The sequence below is a fragment of the Streptomyces sp. NPDC046866 genome (assembly GCF_040704625.1).
GTDB lineage: Bacteria > Actinomycetota > Actinomycetes > Streptomycetales > Streptomycetaceae > Streptomyces.
Map to the genome: position 1 here is coordinate 151,899 of NZ_JBEYXN010000007.1, position 21,267 is coordinate 173,165.

The 21,267-nt window shown below is 75.1% G+C and carries 16 protein-coding genes and 2 pseudogenes; 15 read left to right on the top strand and 3 right to left on the bottom strand.

Annotated features, from left to right (window positions below):
- Positions 1–2: 2 nt before the first annotated feature.
- Positions 3–2,516, top strand: a complete 2,514-nt coding sequence (locus AB0953_RS13705; protein ID WP_366859752.1) for an acyl-CoA reductase — start codon at positions 3–5, stop codon at positions 2,514–2,516.
- 312 nt (positions 2,517–2,828) lie between these two features.
- Entirely contained in the window at positions 2,829–4,574 is a 1,746-nt protein-coding gene (locus tag AB0953_RS13710) for an FAD-dependent monooxygenase (RefSeq protein WP_366859639.1), read from the top strand.
- Here AB0953_RS13710 and AB0953_RS13715 read toward each other — a convergent pair whose 3' ends face one another.
- On the bottom strand, positions 4,575–5,252 hold the full coding sequence (locus AB0953_RS13715) for a MerR family transcriptional regulator (protein WP_366859640.1): 678 nt from the start codon (positions 5,250–5,252) through the stop codon (positions 4,575–4,577).
- A gap of 123 nt (positions 5,253–5,375) precedes the next feature.
- Between AB0953_RS13715 and AB0953_RS13720 the strand changes: the two genes are divergently transcribed.
- The 7 genes and pseudogenes from AB0953_RS13720 (at position 5,376) to AB0953_RS13750 (ending at position 14,740) form a co-directional block, all read left to right on the top strand.
- Positions 5,376–6,758 carry a DUF3533 domain-containing protein gene (locus tag AB0953_RS13720; RefSeq protein WP_366859641.1) on the top strand — a complete coding sequence of 461 codons (1,383 nt, stop codon included), beginning with the start codon at positions 5,376–5,378 and terminating at the stop codon, positions 6,756–6,758.
- A 157-nt stretch (positions 6,759–6,915) separates the two neighbouring features.
- Positions 6,916–7,385 (top strand): annotated as a pseudogene (locus AB0953_RS13725) (DUF885 family protein); the annotation flags it as partial.
- A gap of 168 nt (positions 7,386–7,553) precedes the next feature.
- Positions 7,554–9,854 (top strand): immune inhibitor A domain-containing protein, encoded by a 2,301-nt coding sequence (locus AB0953_RS13730; RefSeq protein ID WP_366859753.1) that lies wholly within the window; start codon positions 7,554–7,556, stop codon positions 9,852–9,854.
- A 148-nt stretch (positions 9,855–10,002) separates the two neighbouring features.
- Positions 10,003–12,363 (top strand): MMPL family transporter, encoded by a 2,361-nt coding sequence (locus tag AB0953_RS13735; protein WP_366859642.1) that lies wholly within the window; start codon positions 10,003–10,005, stop codon positions 12,361–12,363.
- A 9-nt stretch (positions 12,364–12,372) separates the two neighbouring features.
- Positions 12,373–13,230, top strand: a complete 858-nt coding sequence (locus AB0953_RS13740; RefSeq protein ID WP_366859643.1) for a dienelactone hydrolase family protein — start codon at positions 12,373–12,375, stop codon at positions 13,228–13,230.
- Between the two features lie 235 nt (positions 13,231–13,465).
- Positions 13,466–13,696 (top strand): helix-turn-helix domain-containing protein, encoded by a 231-nt coding sequence (locus AB0953_RS13745; RefSeq protein ID WP_366859644.1) that lies wholly within the window; start codon positions 13,466–13,468, stop codon positions 13,694–13,696.
- A gap of 165 nt (positions 13,697–13,861) precedes the next feature.
- Entirely contained in the window at positions 13,862–14,740 is an 879-nt protein-coding gene (locus AB0953_RS13750) for an aminoglycoside phosphotransferase family protein (RefSeq protein WP_366859645.1), read from the top strand.
- Positions 14,741–14,860: 120 nt separating this feature from the next.
- Here AB0953_RS13750 and AB0953_RS13755 read toward each other — a convergent pair whose 3' ends face one another.
- The gene (locus AB0953_RS13755) at positions 14,861–16,315 is read right to left on the bottom strand and encodes an MFS transporter (protein WP_366859646.1); all 1,455 of its coding nucleotides are present in this window, start codon (positions 16,313–16,315) and stop codon (positions 14,861–14,863) included.
- Between the two features lie 139 nt (positions 16,316–16,454).
- On the opposite strand from AB0953_RS13755, the gene AB0953_RS13760 reads away from it, so the two are divergent.
- The 4 genes from AB0953_RS13760 to AB0953_RS13775 all read left to right on the top strand — a co-directional run bounded on the left by AB0953_RS13760 (position 16,455) and on the right by AB0953_RS13775 (position 19,150).
- Positions 16,455–17,276, top strand: a complete 822-nt coding sequence (locus AB0953_RS13760) for a helix-turn-helix transcriptional regulator (protein WP_366859754.1) — start codon at positions 16,455–16,457, stop codon at positions 17,274–17,276.
- A 33-nt stretch (positions 17,277–17,309) separates the two neighbouring features.
- Positions 17,310–18,101: a nucleotidyltransferase domain-containing protein gene (locus AB0953_RS13765; protein WP_366859647.1), complete on the top strand. Its 792-nt coding sequence runs from the start codon at positions 17,310–17,312 to the stop codon at positions 18,099–18,101.
- Positions 18,102–18,264: 163 nt separating this feature from the next.
- Entirely contained in the window at positions 18,265–18,870 is a 606-nt protein-coding gene (locus tag AB0953_RS13770) for a sigma-70 family RNA polymerase sigma factor (RefSeq protein ID WP_366859648.1), read from the top strand.
- Positions 18,860–19,150 (top strand): hypothetical protein, encoded by a 291-nt coding sequence (locus AB0953_RS13775; RefSeq protein WP_366859649.1) that lies wholly within the window; start codon positions 18,860–18,862, stop codon positions 19,148–19,150. The genes AB0953_RS13770 and AB0953_RS13775 overlap by 11 nt, the downstream gene beginning before the upstream one ends.
- A 45-nt stretch (positions 19,151–19,195) precedes the next feature.
- On the opposite strand, the pseudogene AB0953_RS13780 reads toward AB0953_RS13775, so the two are convergent.
- A pseudogene (locus AB0953_RS13780) lies at positions 19,196–19,849 on the bottom strand (Gfo/Idh/MocA family oxidoreductase); the annotation flags it as partial.
- Between the two features lie 82 nt (positions 19,850–19,931).
- On the opposite strand from AB0953_RS13780, the gene AB0953_RS13785 reads away from it, so the two are divergent.
- Positions 19,932–20,546 carry a nucleoside/nucleotide kinase family protein gene (locus tag AB0953_RS13785; RefSeq protein WP_366859650.1) on the top strand — a complete coding sequence of 205 codons (615 nt, stop codon included), beginning with the start codon at positions 19,932–19,934 and terminating at the stop codon, positions 20,544–20,546.
- 168 nt (positions 20,547–20,714) lie between these two features.
- Entirely contained in the window at positions 20,715–21,260 is a 546-nt protein-coding gene (locus tag AB0953_RS13790) for a hypothetical protein (RefSeq protein ID WP_366859651.1), read from the top strand.
- The last annotated feature ends 7 nt before the right edge of the window (positions 21,261–21,267 follow it).

The window sequence follows — 21,267 nt, forward strand, 5'->3', positions numbered from 1 at the left end:
CCATGCGAGACGACCACCACCACTACTGGCAGGGCGCGTTCGTCGGCGACGAGGAGGCCGGCCGCCGGCTGGCGGACCTGCCGGCCGCGGTCGAGGCCGCCCTGGCCGCCCCGCTGGAGACCGAGACCGTCCTGGCCGCCTGCGACGCCCTCGCCGGCGCGCTGCTCGACCCGGAGCACCCGGTCCGCACCCGGCTGGCCGCGCACCTGCCCGAGGGCGAGGACCCGGCGGTCCTCGGCGAGCTCGGCCGCCTGCTGGGGCGCCGCGAGCTGAGCCGCAAGCTCCGCCGGGAACTGGGAAGCGCCGCACCGGGCCGGCTGAACCGGGCCGACCCGCGGGAGACGGTCTACGAGGCGTGGGCGCCGGTCGGCATGGTCGCGCACATCGCGCCGGGCAACGCGGCGACCGTCGCCCCGCTGAGCATCGTCGAGGGCCTGCTCGCGGGGAACGTCAACGTGCTGAAGACCAGCAGCGCCGACACCCTCCTGACCCAGCACCTGATGGCCGAGCTGGCGGCCCTGGACCCCAGCGGGGCCCTGGCGGCGCGGGTGATGGTGCTGCGCTTCCCCTCCTCCCGGCAGGAGTGGCTGCGCCTGATGTGTGCGCCGGCCGACGCCGTCGCCGTGTGGGGCGGGGAGAGCGCGGTGGCCGGGGTCGCCGCCCACGTGCCGGCCGGGTGCCGGCTGGTGGAGTGGGGGCACCGGATCTCCTTCGCGTACCTGACGGCCGACGCGTGGTCGGAGCCGGCCGTGCTGGGCGCCCTGGCGGACGACGTCTGCCTGTACGAGCAGCAGGCCTGCTCCAGCCCGCAGGTGGTCTACCTCGACACCGAGGACGAGGCCGAGGTGTTCGCGTTCGCCGAGCGCTTCGCCGCCGTGCTCGGCGCCCGGCCTGCCGCGGCGGGCGGCCTCGGCGTCGAGGAGCCGGACCCGGCCGAGGAGGCCGAGCTCACCACCACCGAGCTGGTGGCCCGCCTGGAGGAACACCTCGGCCTGACCCGGGTGTTCGCGGCGGCCGACGGTGGGTGGCGGGTCATGGCCGACGTCCGCTCCCCGCTCACCGCCTCGCCGCTGCACCGCAGCGTGTGGGTCAAGCCGCTGCCGCGCAAGCAGCTGATCGCCACCCTGCGGCCCATGCGGCGCTACCTGCAGACCGCGGGCATCGCGGGCTCCCGCGGCGACATCGCCGAGCTCTCCCGCACCGCCCTGGCCGCGGGGGTCACCCGGGTCACGCCGGTCGGCTCCATGCTGGAGAGCTACGCGGGCGAGCCGCACGACGGCGTGTACGCGCTCCAGCGCTACAGCCGCCGCGTCGCCGTCCAGGCCGACCCGGAGCTCTTCGCCACCACCGCCTGCCTGGACGACCTGGCCCGTCCCGTCGTCCTGCCGCAGCCCTCCGGCCCGCTCCGGGGCAAGGAAGAGGTCCAGGCCCTCAACGGGCAGGTCGCCCGAGCCGACGCCGAGCTGTACTTCCGCAGCGGCGGCAGCACCGGCGCCCCGGCGCTGTCGCTGTTCAGCTACGACGACTACGACACCCAGATGCACGCCGCGGCCCGCGGCCTGCTCGCCGCCGGCTACGACCCGGTCGCCGACCGGACCGCCAACCTCTTCTACTGCGGCGGCATGTACGGCAGCTTCATCAGCTTCTTCTCCGTCCTCGAGCGGCTCGGCGGTGTCCAACTGCCGCTCGCCGCGGGCCCGGACCACCGCGAGACGGCGCAGGCGCTGATCGACCACGGCGCCGACACGCTGTTCGGCATGCCCTCGTACCTGTGGCAGCTGCTGCACGCAGAGGCCGACGCGCTGCGCGCCTACGGCGGCCTGCGCAAGGTCTTCTACGGCGGCGAGCACTTCACGCCGGAGCAGCAGCGGGTGCTGAAGGAGGAGTTCGGCATCGAGGTGGTCCGCTCCATCACCTACGGCAGCACCGACCTCGGCCCGCTGGGCTACCAGTGCACCGAGAGCACCGGCGGAGTCCACCACCTCCACGCCGACCTGCACACGCTGGAGATACTCGACGTGGCGGAGGACCGGCCCGTGCCCCCGGGCGAGACGGGCCGCCTGGTCTTCACCACCCACGCCCGCCGCGGCCAGTACCTGGGCCGGTACGTCATAGGCGACCTCGGCCGGGCCGTCCCCGGGCGCTGCCCGTGCGGCAGCCACGCCCCGCGGTTCGAACTGCAGGGCCGCACCGGTGACGTCATGCGGGTCGCGACGTACCTGCTGAACCACCGCCGCTTCGTGGCCCTGGCCGAGGAGGAGGGAGGCCACCGCGGGGAGCTGCAGATCCTGATCGGGTCGGGGGCCGCGCGCGAGCGGCTCACCGTACGGGTGGAGCGCACGGCGACGACGGATCCCGCCCGGCTGCGCGAGGTGCTCCTGGCCGGCTATCCGGAACTCCGCTCGGCGGTGGAGGCCCGGCTGCTGGACCTCACGGTGGAGGCGGTCCCTGGCTCTGCCCTCGACCGCATCCCGACCAGCGGCAAACTGCGCACGGTGATCGACACCCGCCTCTAGCGGCAGCGTCGGCCGCCGCCGCTGCGCGGAGCCTCTTCCCCTCCCCGCCCCTTCCCGAAACCGGGGGCTCCGCCCCCGGACCCCTTTTCCGTGCGCTTCGCGCCCGGTGCGCTCAAACGCCGCGCGGGCTGGATTGCGGGGGCGCAGCCCCGCGGCGGGGGCCGGGGCCGCAGGACCCGGTTGCGGGAAGGGGCGGGGAGGGGAGCGGCCGCGCAGCGGGACCCGGCAGGGGTGGGGCCGAGTCGCCGGACCGGGGCGGCGGCCCGACCATGGAAGGGCGGCAGCCAGGGGGGCCTTCGGCGGGAGAGGCCAGTGGCGGATACCGATGTGCTCATCGTGGGCGCCGGCCCCGTCGGGCTGACCGCAGCCGCGGAGCTGCGCCGCCAAGGCGTCGACTGCCGCATCATCGACCGGCTCCCGGCCCGCCTCCCCTACGCCAAGGCCGTCGGCATCCAGCCCCGCACCCTCGAGGTCTGGGACCGCATGGGCACGGTCCGCGCCGCCCTGGAGGCCGCCGTCCCCTTGCGGGGCCAGCTGATGTACCTCGACGGGGCCCCGCAGGGCCGCATCGACCTGCGGCTGCCCCCCGAGGTGCCGTACGGGTTCGCCGCCCTGCCCCAGTACGAGACCGAGCGCATCCTCGAGGAGCACCTGGCCCGCTTCGGCACCGCCGTCGAGCGCGGCACCGAGCTGGTGTCCTTCACCCAGGACGCGGACGGGGTCGTCTGCCGGATCATGACGGCCGAAGGCGAGGAGCAGGAGCTGCGCTCGCGGTTCCTGGTCGGCTGCGACGGGGCGCACAGCACCGTCCGCAAGTCCCTCGGGCTGGCCTTCGAGGGCGGCGCGCTCCCCGAGGAGTACATGCTCGCGGACGTGGAGGTCGACTGGGGCCTGCCACAGGGGTACGGGGTGCGTTCCGTGCACCACGGCGTCGACGGGGCGGTGGACGACGTCCTGGTCTGCATCCCCCTGCCCGGACGCCACCGCTACCGCATGTCGATGCTGGTGCCGCCGGAGCTCTCCGCGGAGGCCGCGGCGCAGCAGGACGGCATCGGCCACGGCCTGGAGGCCGGCCGCACGCCCGGCATCGAGCACATCCAGGCGGTCCTGGACCGGCTGTCGCCCGAGCCCACCACGGCGTCGGCGATGCGCTGGTCCTCCGTCTTCCGCATCAGCCACCGCCTGGTCGACCGGTACGGCGACGGCCGGGTCTTCGTCGCGGGCGACGCCGCGCACATCCACCCGCCGACCGGCGCCCAGGGGATGAACACCGGCATCCAGGACGCCTACAACCTGGCCTGGAAGCTGGCCTTGGCCCTGGACGGCAGCGCGCATCCGCGGCTGCTCGCCAGCTACGACGCCGAGCGGCGCCCCGTCGGGGAAGAGGTGGTCGGCCGCACGGTGCGGCACGCCGCCCAGGGCGTGGAGGCGGACCCGGACGAACCCTCCACCGTCATGCTCCGCGAGGCGCAGCTGTTGGTGGCGTACCCCGACAGCCCCATCGTGGGGCCGGGGGCGGCCGGGGCGGACGGCCCGGGCCCGGGCGAACGGGCCCCCGACTGCGGCGGTCTGACCTCCGCGGTGGCGGCCGTGCCGCTGCGGCTGTACGACCTCTTGCGCGAGCGCGGGCACGTGCTGGTGCTGTACGCCGACTCGCCCGCGGCGGTGGCCTCCTGCGGCGAGCTCGTCGCCGGGGTGCGGCGCTCGACCGGTACGGCCCCGATGCCGGCGTTCGTCGTCCTCGCGGGCCCGGCCGACAGCGACACGGCCACGGAAACGGACGCCGACACCGACACCGGCACGGGCGTCGACACGGGCGCCGACGCGGGCGCCGAGGCCGAGTCCGACGTCCGGTACGGGGCGACGGACGCCGACGGCGCGCCCCTGCCGGTCTTCGTCGACAGCAGGGGCGAGTTCGCCCTGCGGTACCGGACCGAAGGCTCGGCGGCCTTCGTCGTCCGCCCGGACGGCCACCTCGGCACGCGGCTCTCCCCGCTGAGCGTCCCGGAGCGGACCACCGTGCTGGTGGACCACCTGGCGCGGGTCTTCCGCATCTGATCAGCGCCCGCCGGCCTCCGGCTGCGGGGCGCCGCACTCGGCGGTCCGGCGGCGCACCAGGTCCTCCTGGGCCAGTCGCCGCAGCAGTTCGAGCACGGGCGCGGAGAGGGCGAAGACGATGACGGCCCGTTCGGCGAGTGCCGCGGGATCGTCGAGCGTGGAGGCGCGCTCCAGGTCCAGCCGGGCGATGGAGTGGGCCAGCTCCGCGTACGCGACGAGGCCGCCGGGCCGGTAGCCGGGGTCGAGCCGGCGGAGCTGCTTCAGGGCGCCGGCCAGGCCCCCGACGTGCGGGGAGGTGTCGGGGACCTGCCAGTCCATGGCCTCGATCAGCTCGGCCACGTCCGCCGCGGCGGCGGCCTCGTCCTCCGCCTCCCGTTCGGGGTCGCCGGCCGGCGCCTGGGCGACGGGCACCGGCAGGGCATAGCTGATCGCCCCGAGGGTGCCGTCGGTGGTGTCGGCCCGGTCGACCGCGGCCAGCACCTCCCGGGTCGCGGCGATGGAGAGCCCGCCGAGGCTGGTCAGCGCCTTGATCAGCCGCAGGCGGTGGACGTGCTCCTCGTCGTACTCCGCGAGGGTCGCGGCCGTCGCGCGGCCGGCGGGCAGCAGGCCCTCCCGCCGGAAGTACTTGATGCTGGCGACCGGCACGCCAGTGCTGCGGCTGAGCTCCGAGATCTTCATGCGGCTTCCTCGCGGTGGTGCGGCCCGGCGGGCGCCGGTCCGACTGGACACACAAGCAAGATACTGCCACTATCTAGTTCTGGATAGCCCGGATATCCAGCTACTCGATGTGACGGAGCAGCCATGTCTTCCCCTCAGCCCTCCTCCGTACTCCGCAGCCCCAAGCTGTGGATCGGCTCAGGCCTCATCCTCGCGGTGGTCTCCACCCTCTTCGCGCTGCTCTACGTCGGCGGCAACGTCAACCCCAAGGGCAACCTGCGGGACCTGCCCGTCGCCCTGGTCAACAGCGACCGCGGGGCCGACAACGGCGGCAAGCACGTCAACGTCGGCCAGCAGGTCGTCGCGGGCATCGAGAAGTCCGCGGCGGGCAACCGCAGCATCTCCTGGCAGACCATGACCCGGCAGGAGGCCGACAAGCGGCTCGGCCAGGGCAAGCTCTACGGCGCGCTGGTCGTCCCGGCGGACTTCACCACCTCGGTGGCGGGCCTGACCGCCGCCCCGCAGCAGGGCCAGGGCCAGGCCCAGGCACAGGGCCAGGCTCCGCAGGGCCAGACCCAGCCGCAGGGCCAGGGCCAGGCCCAGCCGCAGCCGGCCCGGCCGACCCTGACCGTGCTGACCAACCAGTCCGCCGGCAGCATCGGCTCCTCCATGGCCAGCGGCGCCGCCCAGAAGGCCGCCCACGCCGCGTCCGCGCAGCTCGGCAAGGACCTGCTCGGGCGCGCGGCCGGCCAGGGCGCCCAGCTCGCCCCGGCCGCGAAGCTGATGCTCGCCGACCCGGTCGCCGTCGAGGTCGCCGACGGCCACCCGCTCGGCGCCCGCAGCGCCATGGGCCTGAGCGCCTTCTACTACGCCCTGGTCCTGCTCGTCTGCGGCATGCTCGCCGCCAACGTGGTCAACTCCCAGGTCGACAACGCCCTCGGCTACCTGCACACCGACTTCGGCCCGTTCCGCCGGCGGACGCCCGTCCGCCACACGAGCCGCGTGCGCACCCTGGCCGTGAACACCGTCATCATGCTCGGCCTGTCCGTGGTCATGGGCTCCCTGGTCGAGGCCACCACCGTCGGCCTCCTCGACATGGACGCCTCCCACCTGGGCCTGCTGTGGCTGTACTCGGTCGCCACCATCGCGGTCGTCGGCATCAGCGGCCTGGCGCTGCTCGCCGTCTTCGGCACCCCCGGCATGCTGCTCTCCACGATCGTCTTCATCGCCATGGCCGTCCCGTCCTCCGGCGCCACGGTCCCGCTCGAGGCGCTGCCCGGGTTCTTCCGCACGCTCTCGGAGTTCGAGCCCCTGCGCCAGCTCACCGGCGGCCTGCGCTCGATCCTCTACTACGGCGCCCAGGCCGACGCGGGCCTGACCCGGGCCTGGGCCGCGATGGGCATCGCGCTGGCGGTCTCCCTGGTCTTCGGCTTCGGCATGACCCGCTTCTACGACCGCAAGGGCCTGCACCGCATCCCCCGCCCCGAGGAGACGGCCGACGCGGCACAGGAGCCCGTGACGGCCTGATCCGCACGGCGCACCGTACGCACCGCACGTACGACGAGAGGCCTGGAGCCCGACCGGCAGCCCGCCCGGTCGGGCTTCAGGCCTCTTCCGCAGGGGAATACCGGCCCACAACCCCCGGCCCGGACTCGGCCCACCGCCGGGCGGGCCGTCGTACGGCATGCCGAGGAACCCGCGTGAGCTGCCCCGCCGGACCTCCGACGACCACGTCGACGCCCTGGCGGCCCTCGACCCGATCACGGGCACGATGCTCGGCGTGCCCGAGTCGCACGCCCGGCTGCCGGACTTCTCCCCCGACGGGGCCCGCGCCCTGGCCGACCTGGCCCGTACGACCCTGCGCCGCCTGACCGTCTCCGAGACGTCCGCCACCGCCGCCGACCGCACCGCGGACAGCGCGGCCGCGGCCGAGCGGCGGTGCGCGCGGCTGCGCGCGAGCGGCTGGAGGCGGAGATCGCCCAGTACGAGGCCGGGGAGCACCTGCGCGCGGTGGACAACTCCACCTCGCCGCTGCACCGCGTGCGGAAGGTGTTCGCGCTGACGCCGACCCTCACGGCGCAGGACTGGGCGGCGCCCGCCCGGAGGCTGCGGGCGGTGCCCGAGTGCCTGGCCGGCTACCGCACCGCCCTCGCTGTACGTCGAACGCCTCATGGACGAACTGTCATCGCTTCCTCACCCGACGACCCCTCACGGACGACCCCCTATCCATCACCTGTGACATGTGAAATATTACCTGCGCTCCATCCTCCTCCCCCGTCCCAACTCACGGAAAGGTCCGCCACGTTGCGCAGACTCGCTGTGGTGGGAGCGGCGATATCGCTCGCCCTCCTCTCCACCCCCGCGCTCGCGGCCACCGCGCCGCCGCCCCCTTCCCCGGGCGGACAGCAGCAGGCCGAGCAGCACGCCGCCGCACCCCCGCCCGCGCCCCTGGAACTCCAGCGGCAGGCCCTGCGCCGGCAGGCGCTGGAGAGCGTCGCGGCCGGCGGTCCGGCCGCCGCCGTCAAGGCGGATGCGGACGGCACGCTCCCCCGCCAGGCCAAGGTCGGCAAGCGGTACGTCGAACTCGCCCAGGAGCGCAAGGACAAGGTCTTCGTCATCCTGGCGGAGTTCGGCGACCAGGTGGACACCACCACCGAGTTCGAGGGCAAGCCCCGCTTCGGCGGCACCCCCGGCCCCCGCCACAACACCATCGGCAAGCCGGCCGCGAACGACAACCACACCTTGTGGCGCAAGGACTTCGACCGGTCCTTCTACGAGAAGCAGTTCTTCTCCGCCGACCCCGAATCGGCCTCGATGCGGGCCTACTACCGGCTCCAGTCCTCCGGCCGCTACGACATGGACGGCACCGTCTCCGACTGGGTGAAGCTGCCCTGGAACGAGGCCCGCTACGGCACCGACAACTGCTCCGAGCCGGGCCAGTGCCGCACCAACTGGGACCTGGTCCGGGACGCCACCGCCGCCTGGTACGACGCCGAGCGCGCGAAGGGCCGTACGCCGGAGCAGATCAAGGCGCAGCTCGCCGAGTACGACGTGTGGGACCGCTACGACGCCGACCACGACGGGAACTTCGACGAGCCGGACGGCTACCTCGACCACCTCGTCGTCGTGCACGCCGGCAAGGACCAGACGTGGGGCGGCGGCGCCCAGGGCAAGGACGCCGTCTGGGCGCACCGGTGGTTCGCGTACTGGAACCAGGCCGGCAGCGCGGGCCCCGAGGGCAACAAGGCCGGCGGCACGCCGATCGGCGACTCCGGCATCTGGGCCGGCGACTACCTGACCGGCGGCGAGAACAGCGGGGCCGGCCTGTTCGCCCACGAGTTCGGGCACGACCTCGGCCTGCCCGACCTGTACAGCTCGGACGGGGACAACAGCGTCAACTTCTGGTCCCTGATGTCCTCGGGCTCGTACCTGGCCAAGGGCCGGAACACCACCGGCGCCTGGCCGGGCGACCTCGATCCGTGGAGCAAGCTCCAGCTCGGCTGGCTCGAGTACACCGAGGCCGACGCGGGCCGCCGGACGCGCGCGGTGCTCGGCGTGTCGGGCTACAACACCGAGGACCCGCAGGCGCTGCTGGTGCACCTGCCGCCTTCGGAGACGCGGACCGAGCTGATCGACCCGTACGAGGGCGCCAGCCAGTGGTGGAGCGGCACCGGCGACTTCATGGACAACACCCTCGGCCGGACGGTCGACCTGACCGGCGTGTCCGGGCCGGCCCGGCTGGACGCCCGGCTCTGGTACGACATCGAGCAGGACTTCGACTTCCTGACGGTGGAGGCCTCCACGGACGGCGGCACGAGCTGGACACCGCTGCCCGGCACCGTCGGCGGCACGGCCATCCCGGCGAAGGGCGTGTCCGGGACCTCATCCGGCTGGACGGAGCTCGGCGTGCCGCTGGACCGGTTCGCGGGGCAGAGCTTCCAGCTGCGGCTGCGGGTCACGTCCGACGGCAACACCCACGGCAAGGGCGTCACCCTCGACGACCTCCGGATCACCGCCGGCGGGCGCGAACTGCTCCACGACGGCGCGGAGCAGGGCGCGAACGGCTGGAGCGCGCTCAAGTGGTCGCGCACCGACGGCCGCACGGGCAGCGAACGCCACCCGCGCGCCTACCTGGTGGAGAACCGGCGCTACACCGGCTACGGCACCCAGCTGAAGACCGGCCCCTACAACTTCGGCTTCACCGGGGACCAGGTGGAGTTCTACCCGTACCAGCAGGGTGTGCTGATCTGGCTGTGGGACACCGCCTACAGCGACAACACCACCAAGGCCCACCCGGGCGGCGGGCTGCTGCTGCCGGTCGACGCCCGGCCGGAGCCGCTGCGGCACGCGGACGGCTCGCTGCTGAACGCGCGGGCGCAGACCTTCGACGCGCCGTTCTCGCTGCGGGCGAGCGACCGGATCGTCCTGCACAAGGCGGGCGCGCCGACCGTGATTCCGCCGCGGCCGGGGGTCCCCGTCTTCGACGACCACAGGGGCTCGTACTGGAACGCGGAGCTGCCGCAGGTCGGGGTCAAGGTGCCGGACACCGGGACGCGGATCGCGGTGGTGAAGGAGGCCTCGGGGGGCGCGCTCACGACGGTGCAGGTGAGTCCCTCCTCCTGAAGCCATCAGCCCTGCCCCTGAGCCGGGGCACCGCCCGGATACCCCGCCAGCACCGCCGTGTGGGGTGTCCGGGTGACGGTGGGGCCGATTCGATCATCGCGGGGCAGGTCGCCGCGGCCCGGGCGGCACGGTCGGCCAAGCTGCCCGGATGGACGTCCCCCGGCGTGACCGCCGCCCCCGCCCCCTCGCCGCCCTCCGCCGGCCTGCCGGCCGCTGCCCGACGGCCCGGCTCGCCCGGCTCTGCGTCCGCCGCCACCGCCTGGTGATGGCGGCGTGGCTGGTGCTCGTGGTGGCCGGGCTGGGCGCGGTCGGTCCCGTGCTGGGCCGCCTGGACCGGCAGGCCTGGAGCGTCGCCCCGCACGAGTCGGTGCGGGGCAGCCGGCTGCTGGAGGACTCCCGGCCGTACGGCGGGCAGGTCGACGCCGTGGTGGCCGGGGTGGCGGTGTCCGACCCGCGGCTGCGGCGCGAACTGGCCGCCGTGCGGCGGGATCTGGGCGGCATCGGCGGGGTGCAGGGCGTGAGCGTGCCGGCCACGGCCGTCGGACCCGCACCGGCACCGGTACCCGCCCCGGCACCGGGCGGGGCGGTCCGCGGGGATCCCGACGTCGCCGCCGACGGGCGGGCCGCGCTGGTCACCGTACGGTTCGCGCGGGGTCTCACGGACGCGGCGCGGCAGCGCTCCGAAGCGGCCGCCGAGGCCCGGCTGCGCCGGATCGCCGACGCCGTGCCGGGGAGCGGGGTGACGCTCGGCGGCAACGACCGGGCGCGCCGCGCGGTCGCCGCCCGGTCGGTGGCCGACACCCGGCGCAGCGAGCTGATCACGCTGCCGGTGACGCTGGTGGCGGTGTACCTGCTCTTCGGCGGCCTCGCGGCGGCCTCGGTCCCGCTTCTGGCGGCGGTGAGCACCGTCGTGACGGGGATGGGATGGCTCCTCCTGCTGTCGCGCTGGTACGACGTCACCTCGCCCGCCCTGTCGACGACCACGATGATCGGGCTGGGCCTGGCCGTCGACTACTCCCTGATGATGGTCGGCCGGTTCCGGGAGGAGCGGGCGGCCGGGCAGCCGGTGGAGGAGGCCGTGGTCCGGATGATGGGCAGCGCCGGGCGCTCGGTGGGCTTCGCCGCCCTGGTGGTCGCCTCCGCGCTGTGCGGACTCGCCGCGTTCCCGAGCGACTTCTACGCCGCGATCGGCCTGGCCGCGGCCGGGACGGTCGCCCTGTCCCTGGCCGCCGCGCTGACGCTGACCCCGGCGCTGCTGGCCGCGTTCCCGCACCGGATCGGCGCCGCCGGGGAGCGCGCCGCGGGCGCCGGGGGCGGCAGCGGCGGTGTCGCGGCCCGGCTGGCCCGGTGGACGCGCCGGCACGCCCTGCCGGCGGCGCTGGGGGTGGGGGTGCTGCTGCTCGCCTGCGCCGCGCCGTTCCTGCGGGTCCACCTGGTCAGCCCGGTCGGGGAGCAGCAGCTGCCGCCGGGGGCGGAGGCCCGTCGGTACGCAGACCTGGTGGCGGCGCGGTTCCCGCAGCACCGGGCCGACGCCGTGGTCGTGGTGGCCCGGACCGGTCCGGCCGGCCTCCAGGCGTGGGCCGACCGGTTCGGGGACCTGCCGCAGGTGCAGGAGGTGGGCCGGGCCACGGCCGCGGCGCCGGGCCTCGCCGTCGTACGGGTCGTACCGGCGGCCGCTCGGGCCGGCGACGGGGACCCGCCGGCGGAGCGGCTGGTGCACCGGCTGCGCGAGGCGCGGCCGGCCGGCTTCCCGGCGTGGGTCACCGGGCGCAGCGCGGTGGACGTGGACTTCCGGGCGGAGGTCGCCGAGCACGCGCCGCGCGCGGCCGCCCTGATCGGGCTGACCACCTGCGTGCTGCTGTTCCTGATGACCGGTTCGGTCCTGCTGCCGCTGAAGGCGGTCGCGATGAACACCCTGTCGCTGGGGGCGTCGTTCGGCGCGCTGGTGCTGGTCTTCCAGGACGGGTGGGCGGCCGGGCTCCTGGGGGTGCACACGCTGGGCGGGCTGGGGTACTGGCTGCCCGTCGTCGTCTTCGCCCTGGCCTTCGGGTTGTCGATGGACTACGAGGTGTTCCTGCTCTGCCGGATCCAGGAGCTGTACGACGCGGGCGTCGGCAACGACCGCGCCGTCGAGCTGGGGTTGCAGCGCTCCGCCCGGATCATCAGCTCGTCGGCGGCGCTGATGTGCGTGGTCTTCATCGGGTTCGCCACGGGCGAGCTGACGGTGGTAAAGCAGCTGTCCGTCGCACTGGCGGTGGTGGTCGTGGTCGATGCCACGCTGGTGCGGTGCCTGCTGGTGCCGGCCACGATGACGCTGCTGCGCGACGTCAACTGGTGGGGCCCGCGCGCCCTGCGCCGCCGGGCGGTGGCTGGGCCGCCGTCCGTGCGGCCGCCCGGGCCGGCTCCGGAGGAGGCCGCCCCCGCGGGGTCCCCCACCGGGCAACGGGTGGATACTGCCGGTGGAATCCGGCGCAGCACGGCCGGACAGCACCTCGCCCCCCACCCCTGAGAGGTCACCTTGAGCGGAACACCGCCCGTATCCACCCTGGACGCCTGGCGCCGGGAGCCGTTCTCCTGGCAGGGCATGACCCACGACTGCTACGAGCAGGGCGAGGGGCCCGGCGTGGTCCTGCTGCCGGAGCTGCCCGGCATCACCCCGGCGGTGCTCGGCCTGGCGCAGCACGTGGTGGACAGCGGGTTCACGGTGGTGCTCCCGTCGCTGTTCGGCGTGCCGGGGCGCTCCGATGCCGACCCGCGGGCCGCGGTGTCCATCGCGCGGGCCTGCGTCTCCCGGGAGTTCGCGGCTTTCGCGACGGACGCGCGCCGCCCCGTGGCGGATTGGGTCCGGGCCTTGGCGCACCGCCTGGGCGAGCGGACCCCGGGCCCGGGCGTCGGGGTGGTCGGGATGTGCTTCTCCGGCGGGTTCGCCCTGGCCGCCGCCGTGGAGGGTGCGGTGCTTGCGGCGGTGCTCAGCCAGCCCTCGCTGCCGCTGCCGCTGACGGCCGCGCACCGCGCCGACCCGGGCCTGTCGGAGGCCGAGCTGCTCGACGTGGCCCGGCGCACCCGGGACGAGGGGCTGTGCGTGTTGGGGCTGCGGTTCTCCGAGGACGGCCTGGCCCCGGGTCAGCGGTTCGCCACCCTGCGCGAGCGGCTCGGCGAGGCCTTCGAGTACATCGAGCTCGACTCCGGGCCGGGCAACGGCGGCGGCTTCGGCCGGCGGGCCCACTCGGTGCTGACCCGCGAGGTCCGCGAGACCCCCGGCCACCTCGCCCTGGAGGCCCGGGAGAGGATGGTCGCCTTCCTCCGCCGGCAGCTGGCCCCGGGCCCGCCCGTCGTGCCCCGGGCCGCCGCGGCCCTGGAGGCCGAGACGGACTGAGCCGGTCCGCCCGGGCCGCGGTCAGGGCCGCAGGGCGGCGCAGGTTGGTGACTGGCGCCGCCGCGTTCGGACACCTCGACCTGGCGCCGGCGGTCGTACGACTGCACAGCCCTGCCCTCGCCGACCTGGCGTGGTGCCACCTCGTGGTGGACGACCGCGCCTCACAGGCCGCGTACAGGATCCCGAGCGCGCTCGCCCGGCACGACCCGCTGGTCTTCTTGGCGTTCGAGCAAGGGTGCGCGCCCGGATCGGTGAGCCGCTGTCCCCCGCGCAGGCCACCCGCGCGCCGGGGGTGAGCGAGCGCACCCTCCAGCGCGCGGTGACCCGTACGTCCGGCTGTTCCCCCGTCCGCCTGGTGCAGGACCTTCGGGTGGAACAGGCCGAGCACCTGCTGCGCACGACCGCGCGGCCGCCGGCGGCGGCGGTGGCCCGCCGGGGCCACAGTGCGCGCAGCCTGCGCGGCTGAGAGGGTGCCGGGGTGCCTGGGTGCCTGGGTGCCTGGGTGCCTGGGTGATGGTGTGCCCGCCAGGAGGGGCGCGGCGCGGCGGAAATCCGGTCGACAGGCCCTCCGGGGAGGGGGTGGGATGGCCTGCAACCACTCGTGCCCGGCCGGGCACGGCGGGGAGGGGGGATGCCGGTGGAGGGCGCGGATCGGCCCGTCATCACCACGGAGTTGGTCCGGCGGCTGGTACGGGCGCAGTTCCCGCAGTGGGGGCATCTGCCCCTGCGGCCGGTGGCGCCCGGCGGGTCGGACCACGTGATCCACCGCCTGGGGCCGGAGCTGTCCGTACGGCTGCCGCGGCACGCGGACGCCGTCGGGCAGGCCGAGAAGGAGGCGCGGTGGCTTCCGCGGCTCGCCGGCCACCTGCCCTTGGCCGTTCCGGAGCCGGTGGCCGCGGGCCGGCCCGGCCTCCGGTATCCGTGGCCCTGGGCGGTGTCCCGCTGGCTCGACGGCGAGGTCGCCACGGTCGAGGCCCTCGCCGGATCCGTGCCGGCCGCCGAGGCCCTGGCCGGGTTCCTGACCGCCCTGCAGCGGATTCCCACGGCCGGCGCACCCGCGGAGCCGGCCGGCCGGCCGCTGTCCGGGCGGGACGCCGCCACGCGGGCCGCGATCCGCCGTACGGCCGGTGTGTTCGACTCGGGGGCCCTGCTCAGGCTGTGGGAGGAGGCGCTCGGGGCCGGGGCGTGGGACGGGCCTGCGGTCTGGTACCACGGCGACTTCCACACCGGAAACGTCCTGACCTGCGGGGGGCGGCCCAGCGCGGTCATCGATTTCGGCGAGCTCGGCACGGGCGATCCCGCCTGCGATCTCACCCTCGCCTTCACCCTGCTGACGGGCAGGGCGCGGGCCGCCTTCCGTACGGCGCTCGGCGTCGACGACGCCACCTGGGCCAGGGGGCGGGGCTGGGCGCTGGCCACGGGCCTGAACGCCTACGTGCACCACGCCGCGACGGAGCCGCGGGTGGCCCGGCAGACCACCCGGCAGATCGAGCAGGCCCTGATCGGCTGAGGTGCTGCGGCCCCGACGGGCGGACGGAGGACCGGCGGTGAGCCGGTCCCCCGTCCGCCGTCTGCGCCGGCGCCTGCGGCTGCGGCCGCCGTGCCGGGGCCGCTGCGGTACGCCGCCGGCTCACTCGGCGGCGCGGTCGCGCAGCCCGATGCCGACGAGGACCGCCGCCGCGAGGACCAGGGCCGCGTCGATCGCGAGGACCGTGCGCACCCCGTCGAACAGCGAGGCCTGCGTGGTGGCCAGGACCCCCAGCAGGGGGATGCCGATGGTGAGGCCGACCTGCTGGGTGGTGGTGACCAGCCCGGCCGCCAGCCCCTGCTCCTCGTCGCGCAGCCCGCTCGTCGAGACGAGGCCGTACGCGATGATCGCGCCGAGGTGGAACATGCTGGCCACCGACACGGCGACGGTCGCCATCAGGGCCCCCGACCCGGAGCCGACCGCGAGGAGCGCCCCGGTGAACGCGCCCTGGCCGAGCAGGGAGGCGATCAGGGTGCGCCGGGCGCCGAAGCGGCCGATGACCTTGGGGGCGTACGAGCCGGCGAAGGCGGACGCGACGCCCTGGACGCCGAAGACCAGGCCGGTCCGGAAGGAGGACAGGTGCAGGGTCTCCTGGAGGTAGAGCGTCAGGACGAAGATGACCGTGGACATCATCGCGAAGGTCACCAGACCGGCCGCGTTGCCCCAGGCGACCGTGCGCCGCTTCAGCATCGGCAGCGAGACCAGCGGGGCGGCGGCCTTCGACTCGACGGCGACGAAGGTGAGGAGCAGGACCACCCCGGCGGCGAGGGTGCCCCACACGTCGGCGTCGCCGAAGCCGCGCTGGGCCGCCGTGGACAGGGCGTAGATCAGGGAGAGGAGGCCGCCGGTGACGGTGACCGCACCCGGTACGTCCAGGCGCGGCCGCTGCGGGGTCCGCGACTCGGGCAGCAGGCCGGGGGCGAGGGCGAGGACCACCACGGCGGTGAGGGCGAGGAGCCCCATGGTGGAGCGCCAGCCGAGGGTGTCGGTCATGACGCCGCCGAGCACCATGCCGACGGTGAAGCCGAGGGACAGCAGGGTGCCGGAGATGCCGAGCGCCTTGTCGCGCAGCGGGCCCTCGGGGAACGTGGTGGTCAGCAGCGACATGCCGGTCGGCACGATCACCGCGGCGCCCAGGCCCTGGAGGGCGCGCCCGGCCAGGAAGGCCGCCGGGTTCCAGGCCAGGGTGGCGAGGAGCGAGGCGGCGCCGAAGACGGCGAGGCCGATGAGGAAGAGCTTCTTGCGGCCGAAGAGGTCGGCGATCCGGCCGAAGAGGAGCAGGAAGCCGCCCGAGGGCAGGGCGAAGGCGGTGACCGCCCACTGCAGGGCGGACCGGCTCAGGCCGAGGTCCTTGCCGAGGGCGGGCAGGGCCACGTTCAGTACGGAGAAGTCGAGCGCCACCATGAACTGGGCGGCGCAGAGCACGAAGAGGACCAGCTTGGCCCGGCCGGTGAGCCGATCGGCGGCGCCGGCGGGTACCGCGGCGCCGCTCCCGGCCGTGGTACCGGTGCGGGTCTCGGCCGCACGGGGGGTCGTCGTCTGGGTGTCGATTGCCATGGCTCCACCCTCGCGGCCCCGGAATGACCGTGGAGAGTGGGAACTTATCCTGTTGGTGGCACCACCAGGCAGACGACAGGGGGAGTTCGTGGCCACGCCGATCGACAAGCACCGCCGTTCCGAGCTGCGGGAATTCCTGATGAGCAGACGGGCGCGGGTCACGCCCGCGCAGGCCGGCCTGCCGGACGGCGGGGCCCGCCGCCGCACGCCCGGGCTGCGCCGCGAGGAGGTGGCCGTGCTCGCCGGGGTGGGGGTCTCCTGGTACCAGTGGCTGGAGCAGGGGCGGGACATCACCGTGTCGCCTCAGGTCCTGGACTCCGTGGGGCGCGTGCTGAAGCTGTCGAGCGCGGAGCGCCGCCACCTGTACGTCCTGGCCGGGCTCAATCCGCCGGCGCTGCAGGTGGCGCCGGCCGACCGGAACATGTGCGACGGGCTGCAGCGGCTGATCGACGCGTGGATGCCGTTCCCGGCGCACATCATGGACGCGTACTGGAACACGGTGATGTACAACGACGCGGCCGCGATGGTGCTCGGCATGCGGCCGGAGATCGTGCAGAACTGCCTGATCGCGTTCTTCACCGATCCGCTGTACCGGTCCCGCTCCAAGCGCTGGGAGGAGATCGCGTGCACCGTGGTCGCCCAGTTCCGGGCGGCGTGCTCGGAGGGGCCCGAGGACGAGGGGTTCATGGCGGTGGTCGAGGAGGCGAAGGAACTCAGCCCCGAGTTCGCCGCGTTGTGGGAGCAGCAGGACGTCCAGCCGGGCGGACAGATGCGCAAGGAGCTGGAACACCCGGTCGTGGGAACGCTGTTCTTCGAGTCGACGCAGCTCCGGGTGCCGGCCCGCCCCGACCTGTCGATCGTGCTGCACACCCCGTGGCCGGCCACCGACACGGCGGCGAAGCTGGAATGGCTGGCCTCGGCGGAGGGCCGGCGCGGCACCCTGTACCCGATCGCCGGCTGAGGCCCGGTCCGCGGGCGCTGCCATACTGCCGCCATGATCCCTCACCGCGCACCCCTCGACCTGGCCCGCAGCATCGTCCACGACCGGTTTCCCGCAGCCCTCGCGGCCGTTCTGGCCGGATCCACCGCCGCGGGGCGGGCCACGGCGAGCAGCGATCTGGACCTGGCGGTGCTCGTCGCCGACGGGGGCGAGACGTACCGGGAGACGGTCCGGGTCGAGGGGCGCCTCGTGGAGCTGTTCGTCCACACCCGCGAGGGTCTCGCCGAGCTGTTCGCCGCGGACGTCGCCTCCCGGCGCGCGGTGCTGCAGAGCATGTATGCCACCGGGCTCGTGCTGGTCGACACCGGCGGGGAGGCCGGGCGGGCCCGCGCGCTGGCGGAGGCCGATCTGCTGGCGGGGCCCCCGGAGTTGGGGGCGGATGCGGTCGAGACGAAGCGGTACGTGCTCACCGACGCGCTGGACGACCTGGCGGACGCGCAGGACCCGTACGAGCGGCTCGCGGTCGGCGGGACCGTCCTCGGCCATGCCGCCGAGCTGCTCTTCGACCACCACCGGGCGTGGGCCGGCGGCGGCAAGTGGCTCCCGCGGCGGCTGCGGGAGGCCGACCCGGAACGCGGCGGCGCCCTCCTCGCCGGCCACCGCGCGCTGTGCGGCAGCGGCGACCCGACCGGTCTGGCCGAAGCGGCCGCGCAGGTCCTGGCCCTCGTCGGCGGCCCGCTCCGCGACGGCTACCGCAGGACCTGGCGGGGCGTCATCGAATCCCTCGGCGTGCGCGCCGACCGCCAGGACGGCCCCCGCCCGGCGGGATTCCCGGGGCGGGGGTGAATCCTTCTGCGGCCGCCGCGCCTCTCATGGGCGTGCGGACGACCGTGTCCGCCGCGTACCCACCGGGAGGACCCCATGACCACCGTCGTCATCGCCGGCGCAGCCGCCGCGCTGCTGCTGTGCGCCTGCACCGTCACGCTGCTGCGCCGCCGCAGGGGTCGGCGTGGCTGACCGCAGCTGGCCCGGCGCCACCCTGGTGGCCGCGGCGCAGCGCGGCGAGCTCGAGGCGCTCACGGCGCTGGTGTACGGCTCCTCGCCGCACGTGCACCGGTTCGCGCACTCGCTGTGCGCCTCACCGCAGGACGCCGAGGACGCCGCCCAGGAAGCGCTGATCATCCTCTACCGCAAGATCGGCATGCTGCGCGCCTCCGGGGCGCTGGCCTCGTGGATGTTCCGGATCGTCCGCAACGAGTGCCTGCGCCGCACCCGTGGCCTGATCCACCGCGCACCGGCCGACGGGCCCGGCCGGCTCGACGGCACGGCCGACCGGGTCGACGCGCTCGGCGGCACCGCCCGGTCCGCCGAGGAGGACGTCCTGGTCCGCCTGGAGGCCGAACGCGTCGCGGCAGCCGTGGCCGCCCTGCCGGAGGACCAGCGGCAGGTGCTGGTCATGCGGGACATCCAGGGCCTGCCCGGCCGCACCGTCGCCGACCGGCTCGGGCTGAGCACCGCGGCGATGAAGTCCCGCCTGCACCGGGCCCGTACGGCCGTGCGGGCGGCGCTGAGCGAGGAACCGGCCGGAACGAGGGGAGCCGACGGTGCGAAATGACCCGACCCCGAAGGCCCGCGGCGCGGCGGCGCGCGGCGGCTTCGCCAGCGCCTCCGTCCCGCGTCATCTGGCCCGCGGAGCACTGGGATTCGGCGCGCTCGCCGCCTCGCTGGCGCTGCTGCCGGTCACCGGCCCGGTGAGCCTGCTGCTCGCCCCGGTCGGCCTCGTCGCGCTCCGCGGCTGCCCGATGTGCTGGGCGATCGGCCTCGCCGAGACCGTCTCGGCCGGGCGGCTGCGCCGCTCGTGCACGGACGGGACGTGCGAACTGAGGCGGGCCTGAGGGGACCGCCGGGGCCCGCTGGGGGGCTACCCGCCCGGGCGGGTAGCCCCGGTCGAAGGAGGAGGCGAGGTCGGGGGCGAGGGGGGTGACGCGGCGCGGGACCCCTCCGTTGCGCAGGGATTCCGTGGCCGCGCAGCCCGCGGCCACGGCCATGCGGGCGGCGACCGGTGAGGTGTCCGTCGTACCGCCCTCGCGGACGAAGCGCAGGAACTCGTCGATCAGCGCCGTGTCCGCTCCCCCGTGGCCGCCCGCACGGGCGGTGCGCGCCACGGGGTGGGTGGCGTCCGGCTCGGGGCGGTAGCCCGAGCGGCGGGAGTTCCACACCTTCACGGCGCTGCCGGGGCCGTCGCCGAAGTGCTCCAGCCGGCCCGCGTCGCCGATGACCGTGTGGTTGCGCCAGTAGTCGGGGGTGAAGTGGCACTGCTGGTAGGCGGCGAGGACGCCGTTGGCGAGGCGCAGGTTGACGAGGGATACGTCCTCGACGTCGATCACGGGGTTCAGGGCCCGCTGGGTGTGCGGCGGCCAGGGACCGCTCTCGGCGTCCCGGGCGTCGAGGACCTCGCGGTGGTCGGTGTGCAGGCGTGCCTGCGGGAAGGCGGCGCGGGCGTCGGACCGGGCCCGGGGGTCCGGTTCTGCGACGGCGGTCACGGCGGCGCCCCGGCCGGGCCGGTGTGCGACCCGGGCGAGGCTGCCGCGCAGGCCGTAGCCGAGGACGCCTGCCCCGCGGGGATTCTGTCCGGCCGGCGGCCTCCTCGGACACCGGTTGCGCCAGGATGGGGGCATGGAGAGGGCAGAGCTGGAGGAGCGGGCCCGGCGCCTGGCGGCGGCGGGCGGCCGACGGATCCTGGGGATCGCGGGGGCGCCGGGTGCGGGGAAGTCCACGGTGGCCGAGCACCTGGCGGCGGTGCTCGGGCCGGGACGGGCTGTGGTCGTGCCGATGGACGGGTTCCACCTCGCGCAGGCCGAGTTGGTGCGGCTGGGCCGGGCGGACCGCAAGGGCGCACCGGACACCTTCGACGCGGCCGGGTACGCGGCCCTGCTGCGCCGGCTGCGCGAGCCGGACGCCGGGGAGGTGGTGTACGCGCCGGCGTTCGACCGCTCGCTGGAGGAGCCGGTGGCCGGGAGCATCCCGGTCGGCCCGGACGTCCCGCTGGTGATCACGGAGGGGAACTACCTGTTGCACGGGGCGGGCCCCTGGGCGGCCGTCGCACCGCTGCTCGACGAGGTGTGGTTCCTGGCGCCCGACGACGGGCTGCGCGTGCGGCGGCTGGTCGACCGCCATGTGCGGCACGGCAAGGAGCGGGCGTACGCGGAGGCGTGGGTCGCCCGCTCCGACGAGGCCAACGCCCGGCTGATCGCGTCGGGGCGCAGCCGCGCCGATCTCGTGGTCGAGTGAGCCCCGCGTCCGGAGTCCGCCGCAGGCAGCCGTCCGCAGTCCGCCGTCGTGCCCGGGCGGCAACACCCCGAAAGGGCAGCGGTGCGCAAGGTTTTGGCCATGGCATGACAGACTGCGTCCTTGGTCACGGGGGCATCGGGCCCGCGTGCGCGTGGAAGCGGGAGAGTAGTGCGCAAGGCGAAGTGGGCGGCCGCGGCTGCCGGTGTGGTGCTGCTGGTCGCCGGATGCGGCAGCGGGGGCGGTTCCGACAAGGGCAAGGGGACCGACGCCCCCGCGGCCGGAGCCTCCGCCCCGGCGGCGGGGACCGGTACGGGGACGGGTTCGGGCAAGGGCGGGTCCCTGGACGCGGCCGCGGTCAAGAAGGAGATCGACACCGCGGCCACGGCGGCCGGATACACGGAGAAGCCGGGGAACGACGTCCCGCCGAACCTGAAGTCCTGCATGGTCTCCTGGGCCGCCGACGCCAAGAAGGCCGCCGACTCGAAGAAGTCCTACGACGACACCGTCTCCGCGCTGGCCAAGGGCGGCTGGAAGGAAGGCCGGGCCTTCGAGCAGCAGGGCTCGGTCATCAAGACGCTGGACAAGAGCGGTTGGAGCGTGAAGGCGAGCTACCACGGCGCCGGCCCCCTGCAGATCGTCCAGTTCGTCGCCACGGACACCGGACCGGTCTGCGCGAAGGCCTTCCAGGAAGACCTCGCGAAGAACAAGCAGTAGCCGGCCG

Bases quoted from the DNA above. Each gene is read 5' to 3' on its own strand.
- AB0953_RS13705 (WP_366859752.1), top strand. From the start codon at position 3: ATGCGAGACGACCACCACCACTACTGGCAGGGCGCGTTCGTCGGCGAC.
- AB0953_RS13715 (WP_366859640.1), bottom strand. From the start codon at position 5,252: ATGAAGATCTCGGAGCTCAGCCGCAGCACTGGCGTGCCGGTCGCCAGC.
- AB0953_RS13720 (WP_366859641.1), top strand. From the start codon at position 5,376: ATGTCTTCCCCTCAGCCCTCCTCCGTACTCCGCAGCCCCAAGCTGTGG.
- AB0953_RS13735 (WP_366859642.1), top strand. From the start codon at position 10,003: ATGGACGTCCCCCGGCGTGACCGCCGCCCCCGCCCCCTCGCCGCCCTC.
- AB0953_RS13750 (WP_366859645.1), top strand. From the start codon at position 13,862: ATGCCGGTGGAGGGCGCGGATCGGCCCGTCATCACCACGGAGTTGGTC.
- AB0953_RS13755 (WP_366859646.1), bottom strand. From the start codon at position 16,315: ATGGCAATCGACACCCAGACGACGACCCCCCGTGCGGCCGAGACCCGC.
- AB0953_RS13760 (WP_366859754.1), top strand. From the start codon at position 16,455: ATGAGCAGACGGGCGCGGGTCACGCCCGCGCAGGCCGGCCTGCCGGAC.
- AB0953_RS13765 (WP_366859647.1), top strand. From the start codon at position 17,310: ATGATCCCTCACCGCGCACCCCTCGACCTGGCCCGCAGCATCGTCCAC.
- AB0953_RS13785 (WP_366859650.1), top strand. From the start codon at position 19,932: ATGGAGAGGGCAGAGCTGGAGGAGCGGGCCCGGCGCCTGGCGGCGGCG.